This window comes from Acetobacter sp. UBA5411, from assembly GCF_002409645.1.
In the GTDB taxonomy this organism is placed as follows: domain Bacteria; phylum Pseudomonadota; class Alphaproteobacteria; order Acetobacterales; family Acetobacteraceae; genus Acetobacter.
Window position 1 is genome coordinate 14,389 of the sequence record NZ_DHNR01000017.1, and the last position, 19,507, is coordinate 33,895.

General features: G+C 55.3%; 18 protein-coding genes. 5 read left to right on the forward strand and 13 right to left on the reverse strand.

Annotated features, from left to right (window positions below; genetic code table 11):
* Window positions 1–81: 81 nt before the first annotated feature.
* The 11 genes from B3759_RS04740 to B3759_RS04790 form a co-directional block, all read right to left on the reverse strand.
* Entirely contained in the window at window positions 82–1,233 is a 1,152-nt protein-coding gene (locus B3759_RS04740; RefSeq protein WP_077929797.1) for a site-specific integrase, read from the reverse strand.
* Window positions 1,234–2,354: 1,121 nt separating this feature from the next.
* Window positions 2,355–4,673: a TonB-dependent receptor gene (locus B3759_RS04745; RefSeq protein WP_291364115.1), complete on the reverse strand. Its 2,319-nt coding sequence runs from the start codon at window positions 4,671–4,673 to the stop codon at window positions 2,355–2,357.
* Between the two features lie 759 nt (window positions 4,674–5,432).
* Complete coding sequence (locus B3759_RS04750; RefSeq protein WP_099348152.1) at window positions 5,433–6,503, reverse strand: ornithine cyclodeaminase; 1,071 nt, start codon at window positions 6,501–6,503, stop codon at window positions 5,433–5,435.
* Window position 6,504: 1 nt separating this feature from the next.
* On the reverse strand, window positions 6,505–7,428 hold the full coding sequence (gene rocF, locus B3759_RS04755; RefSeq protein ID WP_010668063.1) for an arginase: 924 nt from the start codon (window positions 7,426–7,428) through the stop codon (window positions 6,505–6,507).
* 86 nt (window positions 7,429–7,514) lie between these two features.
* Window positions 7,515–8,330, reverse strand: a complete 816-nt coding sequence (locus B3759_RS04760) for an ABC transporter ATP-binding protein (RefSeq protein WP_291364119.1) — start codon at window positions 8,328–8,330, stop codon at window positions 7,515–7,517.
* A gap of 31 nt (window positions 8,331–8,361) precedes the next feature.
* A complete protein-coding gene (locus B3759_RS04765) occupies window positions 8,362–9,045 on the reverse strand; it encodes an ABC transporter permease (protein ID WP_291364121.1) in 684 nt (227 codons plus the stop codon).
* A 2-nt stretch (window positions 9,046–9,047) separates the two neighbouring features.
* Window positions 9,048–9,761: an ABC transporter permease gene (locus B3759_RS04770; protein ID WP_291364123.1), complete on the reverse strand. Its 714-nt coding sequence runs from the start codon at window positions 9,759–9,761 to the stop codon at window positions 9,048–9,050.
* Complete coding sequence (locus tag B3759_RS04775; protein ID WP_291364125.1) at window positions 9,758–10,903, reverse strand: NAD(P)/FAD-dependent oxidoreductase; 1,146 nt, start codon at window positions 10,901–10,903, stop codon at window positions 9,758–9,760. Before B3759_RS04775 ends, B3759_RS04770 begins: the two co-directional genes overlap by 4 nt.
* A complete protein-coding gene (locus B3759_RS04780; RefSeq protein WP_291364127.1) occupies window positions 10,887–12,413 on the reverse strand; it encodes an NAD(P)/FAD-dependent oxidoreductase in 1,527 nt (508 codons plus the stop codon). The genes B3759_RS04775 and B3759_RS04780 overlap by 17 nt, the downstream gene beginning before the upstream one ends.
* Window positions 12,410–12,715, reverse strand: coding sequence for a (2Fe-2S)-binding protein (locus tag B3759_RS04785; protein ID WP_291364129.1), 306 nt, complete (start codon window positions 12,713–12,715; stop codon window positions 12,410–12,412). The genes B3759_RS04780 and B3759_RS04785 overlap by 4 nt, the downstream gene beginning before the upstream one ends.
* 77 nt (window positions 12,716–12,792) lie before the next feature.
* The gene (locus B3759_RS04790; RefSeq protein WP_291364131.1) at window positions 12,793–13,644 is read right to left on the reverse strand and encodes a transporter substrate-binding domain-containing protein; all 852 of its coding nucleotides are present in this window, start codon (window positions 13,642–13,644) and stop codon (window positions 12,793–12,795) included.
* A 119-nt stretch (window positions 13,645–13,763) separates the two neighbouring features.
* Here B3759_RS04790 and B3759_RS04795 point away from each other — a divergent pair, with 119 nt between their 5' ends.
* A complete protein-coding gene (locus B3759_RS04795; protein WP_291364133.1) occupies window positions 13,764–14,027 on the forward strand; it encodes a LysR family transcriptional regulator in 264 nt (87 codons plus the stop codon).
* Window positions 14,028–14,100: 73 nt separating this feature from the next.
* Complete coding sequence (locus B3759_RS04800; protein WP_291364135.1) at window positions 14,101–14,670, forward strand: hypothetical protein; 570 nt, start codon at window positions 14,101–14,103, stop codon at window positions 14,668–14,670.
* Window positions 14,671–14,819: 149 nt separating this feature from the next.
* Here B3759_RS04800 and B3759_RS04805 read toward each other — a convergent pair whose 3' ends face one another.
* Together B3759_RS04805 and B3759_RS04810 are read right to left on the reverse strand one after the other, a co-directional pair.
* A complete protein-coding gene (locus tag B3759_RS04805) occupies window positions 14,820–15,554 on the reverse strand; it encodes an ABC transporter ATP-binding protein (RefSeq protein WP_291364137.1) in 735 nt (244 codons plus the stop codon).
* Window positions 15,551–16,285, reverse strand: a complete 735-nt coding sequence (locus tag B3759_RS04810) for an ABC transporter permease (RefSeq protein WP_291364229.1) — start codon at window positions 16,283–16,285, stop codon at window positions 15,551–15,553. Before B3759_RS04810 ends, B3759_RS04805 begins: the two co-directional genes overlap by 4 nt.
* A gap of 284 nt (window positions 16,286–16,569) precedes the next feature.
* Here B3759_RS04810 and B3759_RS04815 point away from each other — a divergent pair, with 284 nt between their 5' ends.
* The 3 genes from B3759_RS04815 to B3759_RS04825 are packed head-to-tail and all read left to right on the forward strand — an operon-like array spanning window position 16,570 to window position 19,455.
* Window positions 16,570–17,544: an ABC transporter substrate-binding protein gene (locus tag B3759_RS04815; protein WP_291364138.1), complete on the forward strand. Its 975-nt coding sequence runs from the start codon at window positions 16,570–16,572 to the stop codon at window positions 17,542–17,544.
* Between the two features lie 21 nt (window positions 17,545–17,565).
* On the forward strand, window positions 17,566–18,729 hold the full coding sequence (locus B3759_RS04820) for an acyl-CoA dehydrogenase family protein (RefSeq protein ID WP_291364139.1): 1,164 nt from the start codon (window positions 17,566–17,568) through the stop codon (window positions 18,727–18,729).
* A gap of 51 nt (window positions 18,730–18,780) precedes the next feature.
* Window positions 18,781–19,455: an RBBP9/YdeN family alpha/beta hydrolase gene (locus B3759_RS04825; RefSeq protein WP_291364141.1), complete on the forward strand. Its 675-nt coding sequence runs from the start codon at window positions 18,781–18,783 to the stop codon at window positions 19,453–19,455.
* The last annotated feature ends 52 nt before the right edge of the window (window positions 19,456–19,507 follow it).

The window sequence follows — 19,507 nt, forward strand, 5'->3', positions numbered from 1 at the left end:
TCAGATTATCTATTTCCTTTGTAATTTCTGCAACGAACCATTCATTGCACGCAAGTAGCGCTGAGTTGATGTTTGTTATTTTCAGCATCCCAGCAGTGCTGCGGAGATTTTCTCGGAAACAAGATTGGTTGAGAGCCTCACGTTCTCCCGCTTTAAGTGAGCGTAACGAGCTGTCGTCTTGATATCGCTATGTCCCAGCATACGACCGATCATCGTCAGGTCAGCTCCCATTTCCAGTGCGTCAGAAGCGAAGGAATGGCGCAGATCATGAATCCTGACGTCGTCCAGACCCGCGGCTTTGCGAATGCGGCGCCAGGGTTTTTGTAGGTCAGTCAAATAGCCACCTTTTTCCCGTCCAGTAATGACATAAGGATTGTCCTCCAGCCGGGTGATGGCTTTGATTACGTTCACGGCCGCTTGTCCGATCAGGACGATTTTAGCCCCCGTTTTACTGTCAGGGAGCCTGAATTCGGATTGGTCGAAGAAAACGTGGCTCCATTGCAGAGTCTGGATTTCGCGTAGCCGGCAACCTGTCAGGACGAGCAGACGGATTGCCCAGACGGCCTCAGGCATATCCTCTGCTTCATTGAGCGCGGCGCCGAGGCGCGTATATTCTTCTTGGGTTAGATAGCGCTCCCGCTTCTCTTCCTTATAGCGCTGAACGCCGCGGCACGGATTGAGACCGTCAGTCCGAATGCTCCATAGGTCTGCCAGGCTGAACATTTTGGACAGTACGCCGAGCGTCCGATTGGCCTGATAAGGGATATGTCGCATATCGCCATGGAATTCGGAGACGTCCGCCCGCGATATATCGGCCATCCGCCATGTCCCGAATTTGGGAACGATGAACAGATCCACAGCTCTCTTATACTCGCTCTGGGTCGTTGGTTTGAGGTGGACATCCACATATTCGCCCAGAAAACGGTTGCTGAATTCCCTGACGGTCATCGCCTTGCGTTCTTCTACACGAGCATCCGAGGGATTCTCGCCGCTATGAACCCGTGCAAGAACCTTGATGGCTTCTTCACGCGCTAGATCGGCCGTCCATGGGCTCCCATGTTGTCCGATCGTGTAGCGGCGCATGCGGCCGCCGGCGCGATAATGAATGACGTACACCTTTCGGCCGGATGGCCACACCCGGACTGCGAAGGCCGGAATGCTGTCATCCCAGAGGAAATAATCCTTCTCTGTCGGGTCGGCAGAGGTGACGGTTTTCTTGCTGAGCTTGGCCATGCTTGCCCTCATCGCAGGAAACACATAGGAAACAGATGAATGCGAAACCGGGCGTAGCCGGTACGACAATTGCGTAGCCTGATGGGACGTTTTTTCAAGGAAAATAAAGGGTTCTGCGTGGTAAGGCGTAGTTCTGTCGGCTGGGGCGGGGAGGGGCGTAGGCTTAAATCCCTAACTCATAACCTGAAGGTCACAGGTTCAAATCCTGTCCCCGCAACCATCTTAAACGAACGCTCCGATACAACAGCCGCTTGGGTCTCAGCCCGTGCGGCTTTTTTTGTGGTCGGAGCTTCGGGAAAACGTGGAGAAGAGCCGCGAGACGGCTTTCCAGCTCAATCATGTGCAGTTTAGTCTATTGAGTGGGGAAGCGCTGTAAACGGTTGAATCTGGCTGCACTTTCTTTCGAATGATCGACTTCAGCCTTTAATGTCCGGGATTGGGGATCATGATAGCATGGCTAGGGCCATGCCGTTTCAGCGGGCCGAAGACGGGCTACTTTCCCGGCAGCGCCCCGGGCCTAGTTTCTTTTTGCGATGTGCACCGAAGCCGCGCTTCGACCGGATTTTTACTGCGCTGTGAGAGGACCGGTTGTTCAAAGCGTCTGATGATCGACAAGACAGATCTCAAAGCACATAAAGCACCTGCTTCCCTAGTTAAAAAAGGGCTTTCCCTGCCATATCGGACTCATAAAAGGCGGCCTGAACTCAAGATGGTCTGGGGATGAAACTACTCGACTTTATCTGCTAGCAGAACAGATCAGTGATTTTAAAGATGCGGATGTTCTGCTAGTAGATTTGCTGGATAAGACAGAAGACGTTCTCGGCTAATAGGAATACGACAATAATAAAATCAGTCAGTCTCGAACCAACCGAATTATCACTGCCAGTACCCCGCCGAAGAAGAACTCAAAATCAAAGCTGCCTTACAACGGGTAACTGTACAAAAAGAGCCATCTCATCGAAAACATGTTTGTAAAGCTCAAAAACTGGCGATGCATCGCAACCAGATATGATCGCTGCGCTCATACATTCATGTCGCAATCCGCAGCGCCACAAGTTTCATCTTCTACCTCAGAAAAAAGTCCTGAGTCTAAAGGATGACATAGATCTTCAAGCAGTTTTTCAGAAGTTGTAATGAAGCTCGCAGCCAATCCAGCGTGGTGACTGGATATACTGGATGCGATTATTATCACTTCCAGTAAACGAATAGGTATTGCCTTTTCTGTTCTGCAGATTGTCGACATATACAGCGGCATTCCATTTTCCCGTTTGAGGGCCGAATTCCATGCGCAGACCCAGAGAACTGATCTTGCTGGTCTTGGCATTATTATCGCCCAACGCTGCCCACATGTTGTCCTTCCATGTGTAACTGGCCTGTAGTGTCACGCGATAACGATCCACATCAATATTGTAGCGTGTGACGGCGCTCCACGAAAAACGAGGAGAAAAGGGGAGTGAAGAATTACGCGTTACCGGTGGATCAAGAGACAGTCCATTGATGTAGTTGACTGGACTTTTGGCGCGCGCATCAAGATAGGCAAAAGAGCCGCGGAGATCGAGGTTGGGTACAAGGTTGTGTAATGTTGTGGAAAGTTCACCACCACGTGTGCGTGCACGAGGAATGGTGCCAAGCGTCAGGGAGTTTGCGGTTGGGGTAATCGGTGCAAAAAACAATGTCTGGCGATTATGATATTCGTAATCAAATAGGGAGCCTTCCACCATAAGTTTGTTATGGAAGAGGGAGGATTTGATACCGATTTCATAAGCGATCAGATTTTCCGGCTTGACGTAATCAAGGGCGCCAGCTGCTAGAACGGGAGCCGCAAAATATGAGCCTGCCTTGTATCCGTTTGAAATTGTGCCGTAGGCATAAGTATCTGGTGCAATCTTGTAGCGTAGCCCCACGCGACCAGTGAAGCGATGATACTCATGGCGAGCATTCACACCGGTTAGGGCGTCGCCGACCTGCGCATAGTATGGGGCAAAAAGCCTGGGGCTGTCGGCAGCGATGGCTGAATATCGGGAGCCGCCGTTAAAGCCACGCTCATCATAAGAGAAACGACCCGAGGCGATGAAATCCAGTTTTTTGGTTATGTTGGTTACTGTATTGACGTAAACACCTGTCGACAGGTTCTGCTGGGAAAAATGATTATTCAGATTGATCGCGCTGCTCGATTGCAGACGCAGGCTGGTATAGTCGCCGTCAATCTTGTCGTAAGATTCGAAAACACCAACGGTAAGATGGAAGATCTTTGCCAGATTCATACGCAAATGCATGTCGTGGGACTGTACAATGGCTGTGTCATTCCATCTGTAATCGGAAATGTGCAGGGCTGAGCCGTCATAATTATCGGTATCATCGCGACGATAGAAATCGATCGCTGTCATGGATGAGAATGTTCCGAAATTGAACTCTTTGGTATAATTGACAGAAAGACCGCCACCGTTCTCGTTTCTCTGTCCGGATGTGTTGCCTGCACTTACGGCGTTGGCCGCCGGATGCAGGCCTGTATCGCCTTTTGACACCGGTCCCAGATCCTGCGGAGAAGTAGAGGTGCCTTTATCTCGCGTGTAATGCAGATTGAGCAGCACGGACGATGTGTCATCCACTTCAAATTTTGTCAGATTGCGAATGGCCAGAAGGTCCTGCGCACCATAGCGCTTGCCTGTATTGATATCTTTCTGCCAGCCATCACCATTTACATAATTGAAAGCCAGTCGATTGGAGATTTTGCTGGTGATCGGAGTGTTGATGGCGAAACGGCCGCGATTGGTATTATAGCTGCTGTAACCCCATTCTGCATAACCTCCGAATTTATCAGAGGGTTTTACTGACTGGATATTGATGCTGCCACCAGTTGTGCTGCGACCCATGTCAAAGCCCTGAGGACCTTTTTCCGTGGCGATACTGTCGATATCAAGCATCTGACCTGTATAGAATACGGGGAAGGGGGCAAACACACCATCCAGATAAATGCCGATGCCACCCATGTTGGTGCCGACATAGTCATCAAGACCGACACCGCGAATGGAAAAAATCGGAGCCGAGCCAGAGACGGCGTTGGTTGCCGTCACGCCTGGCGTAAATGCTGCGATATCCTTCGGGCTTTCAAGGTGAAGAGAGCGAAGCTCCTTGCCACTGATCACATTGACTGTGCCTGGAGTAGAAAGATGACGCTGTGCCCGTGAACGGGTTACCCTTATCTGTTCCGCGTCGCCCTTGTGCGTGATCGCTTTCGGATGATGCTGCGTGGAGAGAGTGCGTGTGCGGCCTGTGGCAACATGTTTTGCATCGACTGGTTGAGAGCCAGCAACTGTAGTTGCTGTTGCAGCCAAAGACGATGTTGATGCCAGAAGCAGGCAGGGGAGGGTCGGCAGCACAATATATGCTGGAACTGCAGCCAGAAGACGGGAGGAATGACGTAAAAAATATGATTTCATGAGGCTATTCCTATTTCATTCCTGCTTGGACCGATTTCTGGGTTGAATGGAACTCGGTTGAGTGGTTGTGGCTTAGTGAGGGTGTATGTGTTCTTTTGCGTTTCAGACTAGTAGGTCACCCTTTTTGTTGAGAGAATTGTTCGGATTTGTTGTTCATGTATTCATTGGGAGTGCTATTTTATTGTTTTTTATTTTGTAATTTTTGTGTTTTGTATAAAAATACATCATGCTTTTTGAGTGGAATCGGCATCTTCCATAGATATTCTGGTTATGTAGAAACACCTTTAAATTGTTCTGATTTTATAAAGATTTTGAAGTTGTATTTTGGTTTCACCTATAGCGTTTGAAAAAATGTTCATGCTTTTCTCATTGCGTTTGTTACATCAGGTCTATGAAGTCTTTTTAGATTTTTTAATTCGATATCGGAATGTATTTTTTCTTGATAGCAAGCGTAAGGCTAACTTACGGTCAATATACGTAACTGTGTTTTTCTTCCCTAGATTGCTTCCACGGTTTTGCGTCCGTTATTTGAAGCTGATGCGCCATGGAAAGACGGAAATCGGGTGGTATTGGATTAAAAAGATTATTGTTTTTCAAAAGAGTTTTTTATTAACGAGGTGTTTTTTTATCTTGTTTTGATGTTCCCATCAGCGTGGCGAAATCCTGTCAGGCCCCAGCTTTGATGCGTGAATCCGCTGGTCTGTTGTCAGGCTGACTGCACAGGCCATCATGCAGCCAGCCTGAATCATTTCTTGATGGTCAGGAGGCAACCGCCATTTTCGAACGCTGAAGCATGCCGAACAGATCGCGCGGATCATCGGGGTCCGCCACCATGTCCAGCTTCTCAAACAATCCGGTCTCTTCCAGCTTGTCACGAACGTAGCGGAGCGCCGAGAAATCCTCGATTGCAAAACCGACTGAATCGAACAGGGTGATCTGGCTTTTTCCTGTTCGTCCTGATGTTTTGCCTGCGATGACCTCCCAGAGTTCGGTCACGGGATGATCTTCCGGAAGCTGCTGGATCTCGCCTTCAATGCGGGTCTGTGACGGATATTCGACAAAAATGGAGGAGCGCAACAGGATGTCACGATGAAGTTCAGTCTTGCCGGGACAGTCGCCTCCGACAGCGTTGATATGGACGCCTGCACCGACCATGTTGTCGGTCAGGATCGTGGCGCACTGCTTGTCTGCTGTGACAGTCGTGATGATGTCCGCATCTTCTACAGCCGCTTCGATTGTGTCGCAGATGGTGATGTCGAAACCCATGCCTGCCAGATTGCGGGCGCATTTTTCCGAAGCGGCACGATCAATATCATAAAGCCGCAGGGCGCGGATGCCGACCAGTTCACGGAACGCGATGGCCTGGAATTCCGACTGGGCGCCGTTTCCGATAATGGCCATTGTGCGTGAATTGGCCGGAGCCAGATGCCGGGCCGCCATGGCGGACGTTGCCGCCGTACGCAGGGCCGTCAGGATGGTCATTTCCGAGAGAAGAGTGGGATAACCGGAGCTGACGTCAGCAAGCATTCCGAAAGCGGTAACGGTCTGCAGCCCTTCCTTCATGTTTTTCGGATGACCGTTCACATACTTGAAGCCATAGAGACTGCTGTCGCTTGTTGGCATCAGTTCAATGACGCCTTCAGCGGAATGCGCTGCAATGCGCGGGGTTTTGTCGAATTCCGGCCATCGCTTGAAGTCGGCCTCTAGATAGTCGGCCAGTTCCCGCAGGAATGTGTCGATGCCGATGCGATGCACAAGCGCCATCATGTTCTCAACCGAGACAAACGGCACGAAAGCGAGGTGCGAGGGGGCGGGAGCAGAGGACGACATATCAATAAGTCCTTGTCTTGTGTTCGAGAACGCGCCGGCCCAGCAGACTTGCTGCGAGATCGGTCATGAGACGTGCCGTTTTGGCGCGTACGTCGAGGAACGGGTTGAGTTCAGCCAGATCCAGAGAGGTGACTAGACCGCTGTCATGGAGGATTTCCATGATGAGGTGCGCCTCCCGAAACGTAGCCCCTCCGGCGACGGTCGTGCCGACGGCAGGTGCGATTTCGGGATCGAGAAAGTCCACGTCGAGACTGACATGCAAACGACCGTTGGCGTGTCTGACACGATCAAGAAAACTGTTCAGCGGTGCGACGATGCCCTGTTCATCAATCGTGCGCATGTCAAAGACGGTCATACCAATGGCCGCGACATGGCGTTTTTCCGCCTGATCGACCGAGCGGATACCCATCATGCAGACATTGCGCGGATCGACGGTAGCGGCGGGAACCGGGAAACCCTCGAAACCGGGCTGTCCCGTAAAGTAGGCGACCGGCGTGCCGTGTAGATTGCCGCTCGTGGTCGTGTGGAGGGTATGCAGGTCGGTATGAGCGTCCAGCCACAGCACGAATTGCGGCTGGCCCAGTTCCTGCGCCCTGCACGCCACGCCGGGGATCGTGCCCGCAGACATGGAATGGTCGCCACCGAGGAAAATCGGCAGATCACATGTGCTGGCCATCTCGTAGGCCCGGCGGGTCACGCTTTCAGTCCACGCTATGATCGCATCCAGATTACGCACGGCGGGATTGGGATGGCTGACGGCCGGAGGCTGCGCGGGTACTGCATCACCCACATCGGTCACTTCCCATCCAAGATTCTGCAAAATTTCCGGCAGGCCCGCGATGCGAAAGGCCGTGGGGCCCATGATGCATCCTCGTTCGGATGTTCCGCTCTGTGTCGGGATGCCCAGAATCTGGCATGTTTTCATATCATTTCCTTTTCCTGTTCATGGTCACTGACCGCGAAGTGCGGACAGGCCGGGCCTGTCCTGTCCGTCTCTCTCCATTCAGTATGTCAGGTCTTGCGCATGAAATGGCTGACAAACTGGTCAAATCGTTCGTCCATGCCACCCTGAAACAGGGCCTGTGGCGTTCCCTGCGCGCGCACTGTGCCTTGCTCCAGAAAAACGATCCGGCTTGAGACATCCCGTGCAAAAGCCATTTCATGTGTCACAATCAGCATTGTTCGGCCTTCCGCGGCCAGATCCTGCATCACTTTCAGGACTTCTCCCACCAGCTGCGGGTCCAGTGCTGAGGTCGGTTCGTCGAACAGCAGTACACGCGGCTGCATGACGAGGGCGCGCGCAATGGCGACGCGCTGCTGCTGTCCACCCGAAAGCTGGCTGGGGTAATAGTCAGCACGGTTCAGCATGCCGACGCGGTCGAGAGCTTTCTGCGCCTCATCCCTGACTTCCTGCCGGTTTCGCCCCTGAACGTGGATCGGCGCTTCCATCACGTTCTGCAAAACCGTCTTGTGGCTCCACAGACAGAAGTTCTGAAACACCATGCCGACCTGCGACCGCAACCGGTTGACCTGCTTCTGATCGGCAATGCGCAGTTCGTTCCCCTGCTGGCGAAATCTGATGTTTTCATCCAGAACAGTCAGAGAGCCGCTGGTGGGAATCTCCAGAAGATTGAGGCATCTCAGGAAAGTCGATTTGCCGGAACCCGATGCGCCCAGAATGGAAATGACTTCACCCTCGTGCGCGTCGAGATCAATGCCGCGCAGCACCTCCAGCGCGCCATAGCGCTTGGTCAACTGTCGCGTCGTGATGACGGGGGCAGTCGTGGCAGCGCTGGCTGGTATGATGTGTGGCTGGGTCGTTTCCATGAAAAGCTCCGGATAAGATCGTTTGCGTGGGTCAGACCCGGTTACGGGGAAGAAGCCAGCGTTCCAACATGTGGACGCAGCCGACAATCACGAAAGTCAGCGAAAGATAGATCATGCCAGAAATGGTAAAAATCTCCTCAGATCGGTAGGTTTTTGAAACCAGCCTGTAGGCGATACCTGTCACATCCATCAGCGTGATGACACTGGCGAGTGACGTAGCCTTGAGCAGCAGAATCGCTTCATTGCCGTAATTTGCGAGCCCATAGCGCAGGGCCTGCGGCCAGATGATCCGGCGACGCAGCAGGAAACCGGACATGCCCATGGCCTGCGCGGCTTCGATCTCGTTCCGGGGAACTGCTGCGATAGCGCCACGAATGATCTCGGCCCCATAGGCTGAGGTGTTCAGGGACAGCGCGATAATGGCGCACCAGTAAGCCTGTGCCAGAAATGGCCACAGGAAGGAGGAGCGCAGATATTCGATCTGTCCGAAGCCGTAATATATAATAAAGATCTGGACCAGCAGGGGTGTTCCCTGAAACAGCCCGACATAGAGACGAGCCAGCCAGCGCAAAGGAGCAAGCCGATTGTGCGCCAGTGCGGCGACACTCGCGGCAAGGACAAATCCTGCACACAGCGCGATGCCGGTGAGTTGGAGAGTGAGGGGAACGCCGGTCAGAAGTTCGCCTGCTGTTCGGGCAAGGAATGGCCAGTCCATTTCTATCGCTCCCAGCATCGGCCAAGACGTTTTTCAACGGACCTGATGCCGAAACCCGTGAGTTGCCCCATGAGCAGATACAGCAACGCGGCGGTGCCATAGAAAAGAAGCGGCTGTCGGGTCGCGCCGGAAGCGATGGTTGATTGCCGCAGGAGTTCCACGAGACCGATAATGGACAGCAGCGCGGTCTCCTTCAGGACGGATTGCCAGATGTTCCCGAGTGCGGGCAAAGCGAAACGGAGCGTCTGGGGAGCGATGATACGCCACAGAAGAACAGTTCGGCTCATGCCGCAGGCCTTGCCGGCTTCGATCTGGCCTCGGTCAAGGCGCAGATACGCGCTGCGATAGGCTTCCGTTTGATACGCGCCCGAGACCAGACCGATGGCGACAACCCCGATCACGAAGGACGGCAGCGAGAAGAAGCCGGGAAAACCTGCCAGATGCATGAGGTGGGTCAGCGCCAGCGAGCCGCCGAAATAGAAGAGATAGACAATCAGTATTTCCGGTATTCCCCGCAATACGGTTGTGTAGAAAGTGCCGATCCAGCGCAGGAGAGGCGCGGATGACAGTTTCAATGCGGCTCCGGCTGTGCCCAGCAGACCACCGATCGCAAAGCTGCACAAAGCAGCAATCAGGGTCAGGCCAGCCGCGATGACCAGCAGTTTGCCCCAGCCATCCGGCCCAAAACCGACAAGGGTGAGGGACGAGGTATTCATGCGGCCACTCTGGAGGCAAAGCGTCCGCAGTCAAAGGGAGCCAGTGTTGCTTCAAGGGTGCCGCTGACGAGGGACTTGGCGACAGCCTCTCCGACAGCCGGAGAAAGCTGGAAGCCATGCCCGCAGAAGCCGAAGACATGCCACAGATCCGGCGTGTCCTGTCCGGGACCGATGACGGGAATACCGTCAGGCGTTGCGCCTTCCAGCCCGGTCCATGTCCGCAGGACCGGCACATGCGCCAGCGCCGGAAAGGCTTCGAGAGTCGCGGCTGCGCTCTGCGGCATGCGGTCCATGACCGTGAATGATGTGTCCTGATCAGGACACGGCTTTCCCAGAATGCCGCCACCGATGACCAGCGATCCGACAGCGCTCTGCTTGAAGGAGAGCGGCCTGTCGATGCCGATGACAACGGGGGTGAGAAATGGTTGGGTCCGTGCCGTGACCATCATCGACGGCGCGACGGTCTTGAGCGGCAACGTCTGTCCGGCCATGACCGCCACCCGCGCTCCCCATGCACCCCCACAATTGATGAGAACGCCGCCTTCATGCTGGCCAAACGATGTTTCCGCCCGCCATCCTCCGCCCCGGACACGCTCCAGCCCCAGCACGCGGCAATTCTCCACAATCCGGGCACCCGCCGCGACGGCGGCTTCCCGAAATGCGCGGGTGGCGGCGGCCGGGTTGGCGTGACCATCCCGTCGGGAGATCAGACCGCCAAGAGCGGTGTCAGAGACGCCGGGAAGCAGGGCACGCACGTCCTCGCGTGAAAGAAGCTCTTCTTCTCCAAGTCCACGCTTTTTCATGTCTTCAGCACGGCCAACGGCCCATGACATCTCGGCGTCATCAAGCGCAAGGCCGATCTGGCTGACCCCGAGGCGAACTTCACAGGCGCTGGCAGCCTTTTCTCCGACCAGTCGGTCGAGATGTTCCCAGTGCTCCATGGCGCGTTGCGAAAGAGGGTATTCCCGCCAGTCGCGCATCAGCATTCTCAACCCGCCCGCATTGACGCTGGAGGCGTGTCGGCCTGCGACATTCTTGTCGAGCAGCGTGACGTTCCAGCCAGCTCTCGCCAGAAACAGCGCGATCGAGCAGCCCTGAAGTCCGGCACCGATGATAAGGGCGGTTTCACTCTGCCGGGACATCGCTCGTCGCCTCCACATCATGTTCAGGCTTGTCTTCCAGTGTGAGCAACTCGGTCGCGCTGGGGTCCAGGCCGTTCAGACCGGCGAGTGCACCGAGGGGAAGGGGACGTATCGGAGGTCGTCCCCTGAAAACCGGTGGCGTGGGGACGCAGGCACCATGAGCTTCCTCGATCAGGCGTGCTGCGGTGATCATGCAGTTGCGTCCCTGACAGGGCCCCATGCCGCACCGTGTTTCACCGCGCAGAGCGTCCATGTTGCTGAATCCGGTGCGGATTTTCTCGCGCAGGGCTCCGGCGGTCAGTTCCTCGCAACGACAGACGATTGTGTTGTCGTCCGGCAGGGTGGCGGACAGACCCGGTGGGAAAGCTGTGTCCAGAAAAGGTCGGACAGACAGGGTTCTGTCAACGGCCTGCTGACTCTTGCTGGAAATGCCGCTGCCTTTGCCAAGTTCGGCGAGAATGGCCTGTGCTGTCAGTTGTCCATGCGCGATCGCGGCTTCTGCTCCCCCGATCCTTCTGGCGTCACCCGTGATGCGGACAGCGCAGCGCTCCGGTTGAAGGTCAGGCGGCAGGGTGGATGAGGCGAGACCGTCCGGGGTTGTGCGCGGACGCCAACTGGCGTTGGCCTGATCCCATTGCAAAGCTAGGCCGGCTCCATTGGGAATATCGATGGCAGGCACGATGCCGTCATGCACGACCAGCAGATCGCAGGCCTGACGCACTCTGAGTCCTTTGGCCGTAAAGCTGACGGCCTCGACCTTCTGTTCACCCTCGGCGGCGATGTCAGACAGGCCCGAGACCATGCGCACGCCAGCACGTTTCAGCTGTGCCAGCCATCCCAGTCCTTTGATCACTGGAAGGAGGCCATTTCTGCGCAGGTGACGCATAGCCCGCAGACCATCGGAAAAACGGTCGGTGCGCGCGATGAGAGTTGGTTTCACGCCCAGCTTGTGAAGCTGTGTCGCCAACAACAAGAGCAAAGGGCCTGTTCCTACCAGAACGACGTTACCGGTCGGTTTGAGATTGCCTGCTTTCAGGAGTGTCTGGACGGCGCCCGCCGTCATGACACCGGGAAGTGTCCAGCCGGGAAAAGGCACGGGCCGTTCCATAGCGCCGTGAGCCAGAATGACAGTGGTGGCTCGGAGGTAGCCTGCGTCCACCCCGCGCAGCCATCCCACGGTCCCGTCCGGTCGGACTTCCCACACGGTTGTCAGGGGGCGGTAGTCGATGCGCGAGCTGGCGCGGAACCGTCGGATCAGGTCCGCTCCGGCGCGGTAGGCAGGACCAAGTGCAGCAAGAAGCTTCTGTTTGTCAGAGCTCTTTTGAGAAATGTTGTCTTCCAGATTGCGGAAGATCTGACCGCCCGGTGTCGGCTGCATGTCCAGCACGATGACCGAGCAGTTTGCTTCGGCCAGTTCGATGGCGGCTGTCATGCCTGCCGGACCGCATCCCACAATGATGATGTCAGCATCCATTGGCACGGAGGGGCGCATGTCGGTTGTCTGCGTCATTGTGCGGAGTGTTCCAGAGCGACGGCGGCACCATTCTGACGACGGACCCGCATGCGGTCGCGGACGATTGTCAGGCAGGCCTGCTGATTACCGATGCCGTCAATTTCCACCAGACAGTCGAAGCACTGACCGATCATGCAGTAAGGCAGACGGGGCGCACCGGACACGGGCGTCAGTCGGTTGAACGCCACGCCAGCGCGCAGCAGGCAGGCGGCCACGCTTTCCCCCTTGCTGGCGGTGATCGGCTGATCATCCAGATAAACCGTTATGCTGTGCGTGAGTGGTGCGATGGGAGAAAACATCTTAACTCTGCAATCGGAATGAGGAAGCGAAACCGGACGGTGTCCGTGAGAAAATCTTTCGGAATCTTCAGAATTTTTCAGTCATGGATTGAAATATCCGTGCCAAACCATTTTTCAGACAGGGCCTGGTTCGTGCCGTCCCTGTTGACGGAAGCAAGTGCGGCATTGAAAGCGTTGCGGAGGGCGTCATCGTCCGGACGGAACGCCATGTTGGTTGTGTCGGACCCGAGAACGCCGCCGGAAAATGTCGGACCCGTCATCACGAGGGAGCCCTTGGGAGCCGCTTCCATAAGGGTTTTGAAGGTTGTGACATTGGCGATTGCGATGTTTATGCGTCCGGCCGTCAGTTCGAGACCAAGTTGCTCGAAAGATGGATATTCCCGGACTGTCAGCCCTTGAAGGTAGGCTTCAGCAAAGACGGCGGCTGTGGAGCCTGTCTGAACGCCGATCACCTTGCCAGCGAAGGCGGCTTTCAGGGTGTCCAGCGCTGATCGCGCTGTCTGTGGCTCCTGAGTGAGATCGAAAGAGCTTTCCCCATACGGCAGATGCGCCAATGGGTCGGCGGCTGTTGTCAGAAAGCCATTGGGTGCGCGTGTATAGGGAATGGAAAAAGAGACGACCTTGCTGCGTTCTTCCGTGACGCCCATTGAAGCGATGATGGCGTCGTACTGCCCGACACGCAGTCCGGGGATCAGACCATTCCAGTCCTGCGTCACAACCCGACACGTTACCTTCATGCGCTGACAGAGAATGTTCACAAGATCCATTTCGTAACCGGCATACGAACCATCCGGTTTTGCAAAAGCCCAAGGAGGATAGGTGCCTTCCGTGGCGATGGTGAGTGTGCGCGAATACTCTTCAGCCCGACTGGAACCTGACCATGTCAGGAACATTCCTGCTATCGCAAGACAGGTCGCACGAAGAGGCATTCATGATTTCCTGTTGATGGGTATGACAAAAAACTACGTAACTTCATTAGATTTTTAAATGCGATATCGGAACATATTTTTTCTTGGCAGAAAGCATAAGCTCAGCTTAAGCTTAACGGATGCAGCCATCCCGTATTCCGTCCCTGAATTGGCTACGCGTTTTCGATGCAGCGGCACGGCATCAGAGTTTTGCCTCGGCGGGACGTGAGTTGAACATGTCGGCGGCTGCGGTCAGCCAGCAGATCCTTGCCCTTGAGACCTATCTCAGGAAACCGCTGTTTGTCAGAAGTCCCAACAGGGTCCGATTGACCGTGGAGGGGAATGAGTTTCTACCGACTGTGCAGGTATCTTTCGACTGTGCAGGTATCTTTGCGAGCCATTGAGTCGAAGACGGCTTCCCTTTTTCCAAGAAAAAATGAAGAGCGGATTTCTCTCGTTGCCAGTCAGTTGATGGCCATGAGCTGGTTGCCACGTCGTCTGGTCGCTTTCGAGCAGGCGCATCCGTCAGTTCGCATTGATCTGATCATAGAGGATATACAGCGTCACACCGAGCCGGATCTGGCGATCCGGTTTGATCATGGCATGTCCACGCTTTCGCATCCGGGCTGGCTGATGGGCATAACGCATGTTGTTGTCGGCAAGGCGCCGGATATCGAGGCCATAACAGATGCCAGTGATATAACGGATTTCAGATTGTTGGATGTGCGGTCGCATGCGGTCGGGTGGAATACGTTGCTGACGCGATATCCTGGTATGGCCGATGATCCTGCCCTGACAGTTGAATCCGTTGATACAACGCCTCTTGCGCTCATGATGATCAAGGAAAGTCACGCATTGGCGCTGGTGCCTTGGCCCGCATCCGAAAATCTGGTGCAGGCGCTTGGGCTGGAAGTCTGTAAAACCATTCCGGCCATTCCGGGACTGGGCAATTATTATATAGAGCAGTTTACGGGACATGGCGCCCGGCCGATCATACACACGCTGTGTGAGGAGCTTCGCAAAGCGGCACGGGAAGCAGACTGTTGAGTGTCTGGGAATAATAGTCTGTAAATTCGATGATCCACGCAATCTGTCGGTATGCTTCACCGTTCCAAAATGGCGATATCGCATGGCACTGCCATGCTACAGATCGTTGAACACCTCTCTAGAGTCATGACGTCACTGTTCCGTTTCTTCTATTCATCAACACCAAGATGTTTCAGAAGCACTGAACGCAAGTGCACAAAAGCAGGATCGTAATGGCGTCGTGGGCGAGGAAGCGAAATGGACACTTCAGCCCGGATATGCCCTTTTTCAAGCACGACAGCCCTATCCGCCAGCAGAAGCGCTTCGTCCACATCATGTGTTACCAGTAACACCGCGCTTTTATGACGTTGCCAGAGGGCTGACACCAGATTCTGCATGTGCAGACGTGTCAGCGCGTCCAGTGCGGCAAACGGCTCATCCAGCATCAGGAATTTCGGTTCCCGAATGAGCGCGCGTGCAAGTGCGGCACGTTGAGCTTCTCCTCCGGACAAGGTCAGTGGCCAGGCGTCCGTGCGATGTCCAAGTCCCACTTCTTCCAGAACCTGACGTGCGCCAGCGCGTGTTGCGCCAGCTTTTCCCAGCATCACATTCTGCCAGACTTTTTTCCATGGCAGGAGACGGCTTTCCTGAAACACGACAGCAGATTCCTGCGGGCATGAAATCTGTCCTTCCCTGACAGGATCAAGTCCTGAGAGGGCGCGGAGTAATGTCGATTTGCCCGAACCGCTCCGACCAAGGAGAGCGACAAACTCGCCTTGGGCAATATCCAGATTCAGTTTGTCCAGCACAGGAGAACCGTTTCCGAAGCGACGGCTCAGACCGCGCACACTAACTGCTGGCTGGAGATCAGTGGCGACCGGGGCCAAGGAAGAGATGTAGTTCATCCGATGTTCCCCGTCCGCTGGGCGTGAGCAGGACGCCAGACCAGCGCCCGGTGTTCCAGTATCCGCACGCACTGGTCAGAGATCAGTCCGAGAAGCCCATAGATGGCAAGACCCACAAAGATGATATCCGTGCGGAGGAAATCCTGTGCATCCATCATCATGTGTCCGATACCACTGTCAGCGTTGACCTGCTCGGCCACGACAAGCATCAGCCATGAAATGCCGACTGCAAAACGGACGCCAACCAGCAGATCGGGCAACGCGCCCGGGAGGATCACGTCGCGGATCGTCTGGCTACGCGACAGGCGCAGGGTGCGTGTCATCTCAAGCAGTTTGGGGTCGATCGAACGGATGCCCTTGTGAAGGTTGAGATAGATCGGAAACGTGGAACCGAGAGCCACCAGAAGGATCTTTGGCGTTTCTCCGATGCCGAACCAGAGAATGAAAAGAGGAACAAGCGCCAGAACGGGCAGCGTGCGAAAAATCTGGAGCGGGGCGTCAACAATGTTTTCGCCAAGCCGGGATAGGCCGGAAATCAGGGCGAGACTGATTCCCGCCACAAGAGCGAGAGAAAGGCCTGCAACGGCACGAAGAAGGGAGACACCCATATTGGTCGAAAGAGTGCCGTCCTGAACAAGGCTCCAGCCGGTACCCAGTATCTGGATCGGAGACGCGACCAGTCTGGTGGAAAGCAGGCCGGTGGAGCAGGCAGCCTGCCAGCACAGGATCATCAGCAGGGGAGAGAGATAACGGGCGACATTCCGGTAAGGCGCTCTCCCAAGCCAGTTTCTTCGGGGGGAAGACAACGTGGCGACGGATGGGATGGCAAACCGGGATAGGGAAGGGGTGGTGCTGTGCTGGATTGCGCCTGACATGGTCTGGTGACTCCACGCTGTCGTTATTTCAGTGAGCGCACTCTTTCATATTTACACCCTCTCACAAGGTGAAATATTTTCATATCATTCATTTGTGTGATTTAATTGAATTGTGCGACATTAAGTGGTGGTTTTTGGGGATGAAGCAGATAGCACCAAGCCGTCCGTTCAGGGCGCTTCACTTCTACACCGTGATCTCCATGCTGATGTTGGTCATTGGCGCATTTCCTGTCGCCTCGGCCTGGGCGGATGACGAACTGGTAGTCGCGGACCAGAAGGGGCAACAGAAAGCCCTGATGCAGGCATCAGGCGTGGACAAGGACGTGCCCTATCATATCCGCTGGGTAGAATTTGAGGCTGCTGCACCGCTCCTTCAGGCTCTTGGAGCCGGAGCCGTGGACACGGGAATCGCTGGGGACGGTCCCTTCATTTTCGCATGGGGAGCGGGGTTACCCATTCGGGCCACGTGGCTGATTCCTCCCCGTGGCGGCGGCAAGGCGACCGCGGTGGTCGCGCCGGAGGGTTCTTCCATCACCAGTGCAGCCCAGTTGTCGGGCAAGAGAATTGCCACAGGCCGAGGGTCCATTGGTCATCTGCTGCTGCTGCGTCTGCTCGCTACGGGAGCCATTCCCGCTCCGGCGCCAAAAATCGTTTTCCTTCTTCCCGCACAGGCCAAGGCGGCGCTCGATACCCAACGTGTGGATGCATGGTCCACATGGGAACCCTATGTCTCCCTTGCTGTTGTCGCCGGGCATGGCCATGTCGTGGCCGATGCCGCTGACCTGATGCCGAACAACAGTTTCTTTGTGGCCAGCACGGAGGCTCTGACAAGCAAACGCGCCCATCTGGTGGATTTTTATCGCCGTATGACGGCTGCTTATGAGTGGGGAACCCGGCATCAGGCGGAGTATGCCCACATACTGGCCCGACAGACCGGAATTCCTGACGATGTGGCCGTTTCTGTTGCTGAAAAACTTATTGCCACGCCCGCGCCCGTGACATCTGATACCATCAGAGCTGAGGCATCTGTTGTCGCTACCTATCGGTCCGCCGGTTTTGTTACGCGATCGGATGCTTTTGATGAAGCCTTTGAGCAGAATCTGACACCACCCTGATGAAAGCGGATATTTTTGATCATGGACGGATCACGGATTATCGAACCCACTCTTACTGAAATCGAAGTGCCGGACGAACTGGTCAGACGCTTTGCCGAGCGGGCCGCCGATCATGACCGCCGTGGTGAAATCGGATTCGATAATCTGGAAGATTTACGCAAGGCCGGACTGCTTGCCCTGGCAGTGCCCCGCAGCCACGGGGGAGGCGGGATCACCCTGCGTCAGATCGCGCACATCGTTGCCCGTGTGGCGGAAGGCGATCCTTCCACAGCCCTGATTCTTGCGATGCAGTATCTTCAGACTTTGGAAGTTGCTGTGTCCCGCACATGGTCCGAGGATGTGCGGAAGGAAGTCTTTGATTCCATCGTCCATTCGGGAGCGCTGCTCAATGGTCTGCGTGTCGAGCCGGAACTTGGCACACCGGCCCGCGGCGGCATTCCGGCAACACGGGTGCGACGAGAGGGAGATCGCTGGCTGCTTTCCGGTCGCAAAATCTTCTCGACGGGTTCCTCGGCACTGCATTGGGGCATTGTCTGGGGCGCAACGGAAGAAGAAACGCCCCGTATCGGGCAGATTCTGGTGCCACTCGCCTCCCCCGGTGTTCGGATTGAGAAAAGCTGGCATCAGTTGGGGATGAGAGCGACGGGCAGTGACACCATCATCTTTGAAGATGTGGAGGTGCCAGAACGTTATCTCATCAATTTCCATGAGAGTGGTAGCAAACCTGAACCATCGATCCTCGCGACGGCGCATACGGCTGTGGTGGCGGCGCTTTATGATGCGGTGGCCCGCTCGGCACGAAACTGGCTGATTGATTTTCTGAACGCGCGCGTGCCCACGGCGCTGGGGCGTCCTCTTTCAACACTTCCGCGTTTTCACACTGTGGTGGGTGAGATCGATGGACTTCTTCTCACCAACAGAGCCTTGCTGGACAGTGTGTTTTCAAAAATAGCGGATGAAACCATCACGCAGGTGGAAGCGGGGCAGATCAAGCGCCTTGTGACCGAAAACGCCATTGCGGCGGTGGCGCGGGCTGTGGAAGTGACAGGGAACCCCGGCCTCAGTCAGAACAATCCTCTGGAACGACATTATCGGAATGTCCTGTGTGGACGTATTCATACACCACAGGCGGATGCTGTTCTTGAAGCAGCCGGTCGGACAGCTTTTGAAGCCGTCAAGGGATAGACCCGGCATGGACGCACCAATGGAGTGACTTCCCTCAGCAGGAGACCAGTCATGCAGATTGCCTCGTCATTCGGTTCCGAAAAGTTTTTACCGCGTCCGGGTTCATGGCTGGATGACGAGACGGATGATGGACTGAAAACTCTCATGCTGCGTCTGATGGCGTTTGATGTGCTGATCGTCCCTGGTCTGGATGGATCAGGAGAACGTCACTGGCAGTCATTGTGGAAAAATTTTCTGCTTCACCAAGGGGTTTCCGTGCGTTCTGTCGAGCAGCATGACTGGAGCAGCCCTGATCTGGAAACATGGAAAAAGACACTGGTCTCTTCAGTCCAGCATTGTTCGCGATCAGTGCTTGTTGTTGCGCATAGTCTGGGTGCGTTGCTGACAGTTCATTGCGCAGATCTGGAGATTGCCGGTGCGTTACTGGTAGCGCCCGCAGACGCGGAGGAAACACGGGCTCCGGCAAGAGGGCGGATAAAGGGTTTTGCGCCTTTGCCACAGGGAACTCTGCGTTTTCCATCTGTGCTGGTGACAAGCGATAATGATGAGTGGCTATCTCCGGCCCGTGCCCGGTTTATGGCGCATTGCTGGGGCGCTGACCTGTTTCCCGCAGGCAAGGTTGGTCATATCGGAAATCAGGAAAATCTGGGGATATGGCGAGAGGGATTTCGTGCTCTGGAGAAACTGCTCGACCGGATCGACAATAAACGGGTGGTGGCGGAATAACACCCAATCTGAGTCAGCAAGGCGGCGATCTTTTGGTGATCGCCGCCTTGCT

Coding starts and splice junctions, on each gene's coding strand:
- B3759_RS04740 (WP_077929797.1), bottom strand. CDS start 1,233: ATGGCCAAGCTCAGCAAGAAAACCGTCACCTCTGCCGACCCGACAGAG.
- B3759_RS04745 (WP_291364115.1), bottom strand. CDS start 4,673: ATGAAATCATATTTTTTACGTCATTCCTCCCGTCTTCTGGCTGCAGTT.
- B3759_RS04750 (WP_099348152.1), bottom strand. CDS start 6,503: ATGTCGTCCTCTGCTCCCGCCCCCTCGCACCTCGCTTTCGTGCCGTTT.
- rocF (WP_010668063.1), bottom strand. CDS start 7,428: ATGAAAACATGCCAGATTCTGGGCATCCCGACACAGAGCGGAACATCC.
- B3759_RS04760 (WP_291364119.1), bottom strand. CDS start 8,330: ATGGAAACGACCCAGCCACACATCATACCAGCCAGCGCTGCCACGACT.
- B3759_RS04765 (WP_291364121.1), bottom strand. CDS start 9,045: ATGGACTGGCCATTCCTTGCCCGAACAGCAGGCGAACTTCTGACCGGC.
- B3759_RS04770 (WP_291364123.1), bottom strand. CDS start 9,761: ATGAATACCTCGTCCCTCACCCTTGTCGGTTTTGGGCCGGATGGCTGG.
- B3759_RS04775 (WP_291364125.1), bottom strand. CDS start 10,903: ATGTCCCGGCAGAGTGAAACCGCCCTTATCATCGGTGCCGGACTTCAG.
- B3759_RS04780 (WP_291364127.1), bottom strand. CDS start 12,413: ATGACGCAGACAACCGACATGCGCCCCTCCGTGCCAATGGATGCTGAC.
- B3759_RS04785 (WP_291364129.1), bottom strand. CDS start 12,715: ATGTTTTCTCCCATCGCACCACTCACGCACAGCATAACGGTTTATCTG.
- B3759_RS04790 (WP_291364131.1), bottom strand. CDS start 13,644: ATGCCTCTTCGTGCGACCTGTCTTGCGATAGCAGGAATGTTCCTGACA.
- B3759_RS04795 (WP_291364133.1), top strand. CDS start 13,764: ATGCAGCCATCCCGTATTCCGTCCCTGAATTGGCTACGCGTTTTCGAT.
- B3759_RS04800 (WP_291364135.1), top strand. CDS start 14,101: ATGAGCTGGTTGCCACGTCGTCTGGTCGCTTTCGAGCAGGCGCATCCG.
- B3759_RS04805 (WP_291364137.1), bottom strand. CDS start 15,554: ATGAACTACATCTCTTCCTTGGCCCCGGTCGCCACTGATCTCCAGCCA.
- B3759_RS04810 (WP_291364229.1), bottom strand. CDS start 16,285: ATGATCCTGTGCTGGCAGGCTGCCTGCTCCACCGGCCTGCTTTCCACC.
- B3759_RS04815 (WP_291364138.1), top strand. CDS start 16,570: ATGAAGCAGATAGCACCAAGCCGTCCGTTCAGGGCGCTTCACTTCTAC.
- B3759_RS04820 (WP_291364139.1), top strand. CDS start 17,566: ATGGACGGATCACGGATTATCGAACCCACTCTTACTGAAATCGAAGTG.
- B3759_RS04825 (WP_291364141.1), top strand. CDS start 18,781: ATGCAGATTGCCTCGTCATTCGGTTCCGAAAAGTTTTTACCGCGTCCG.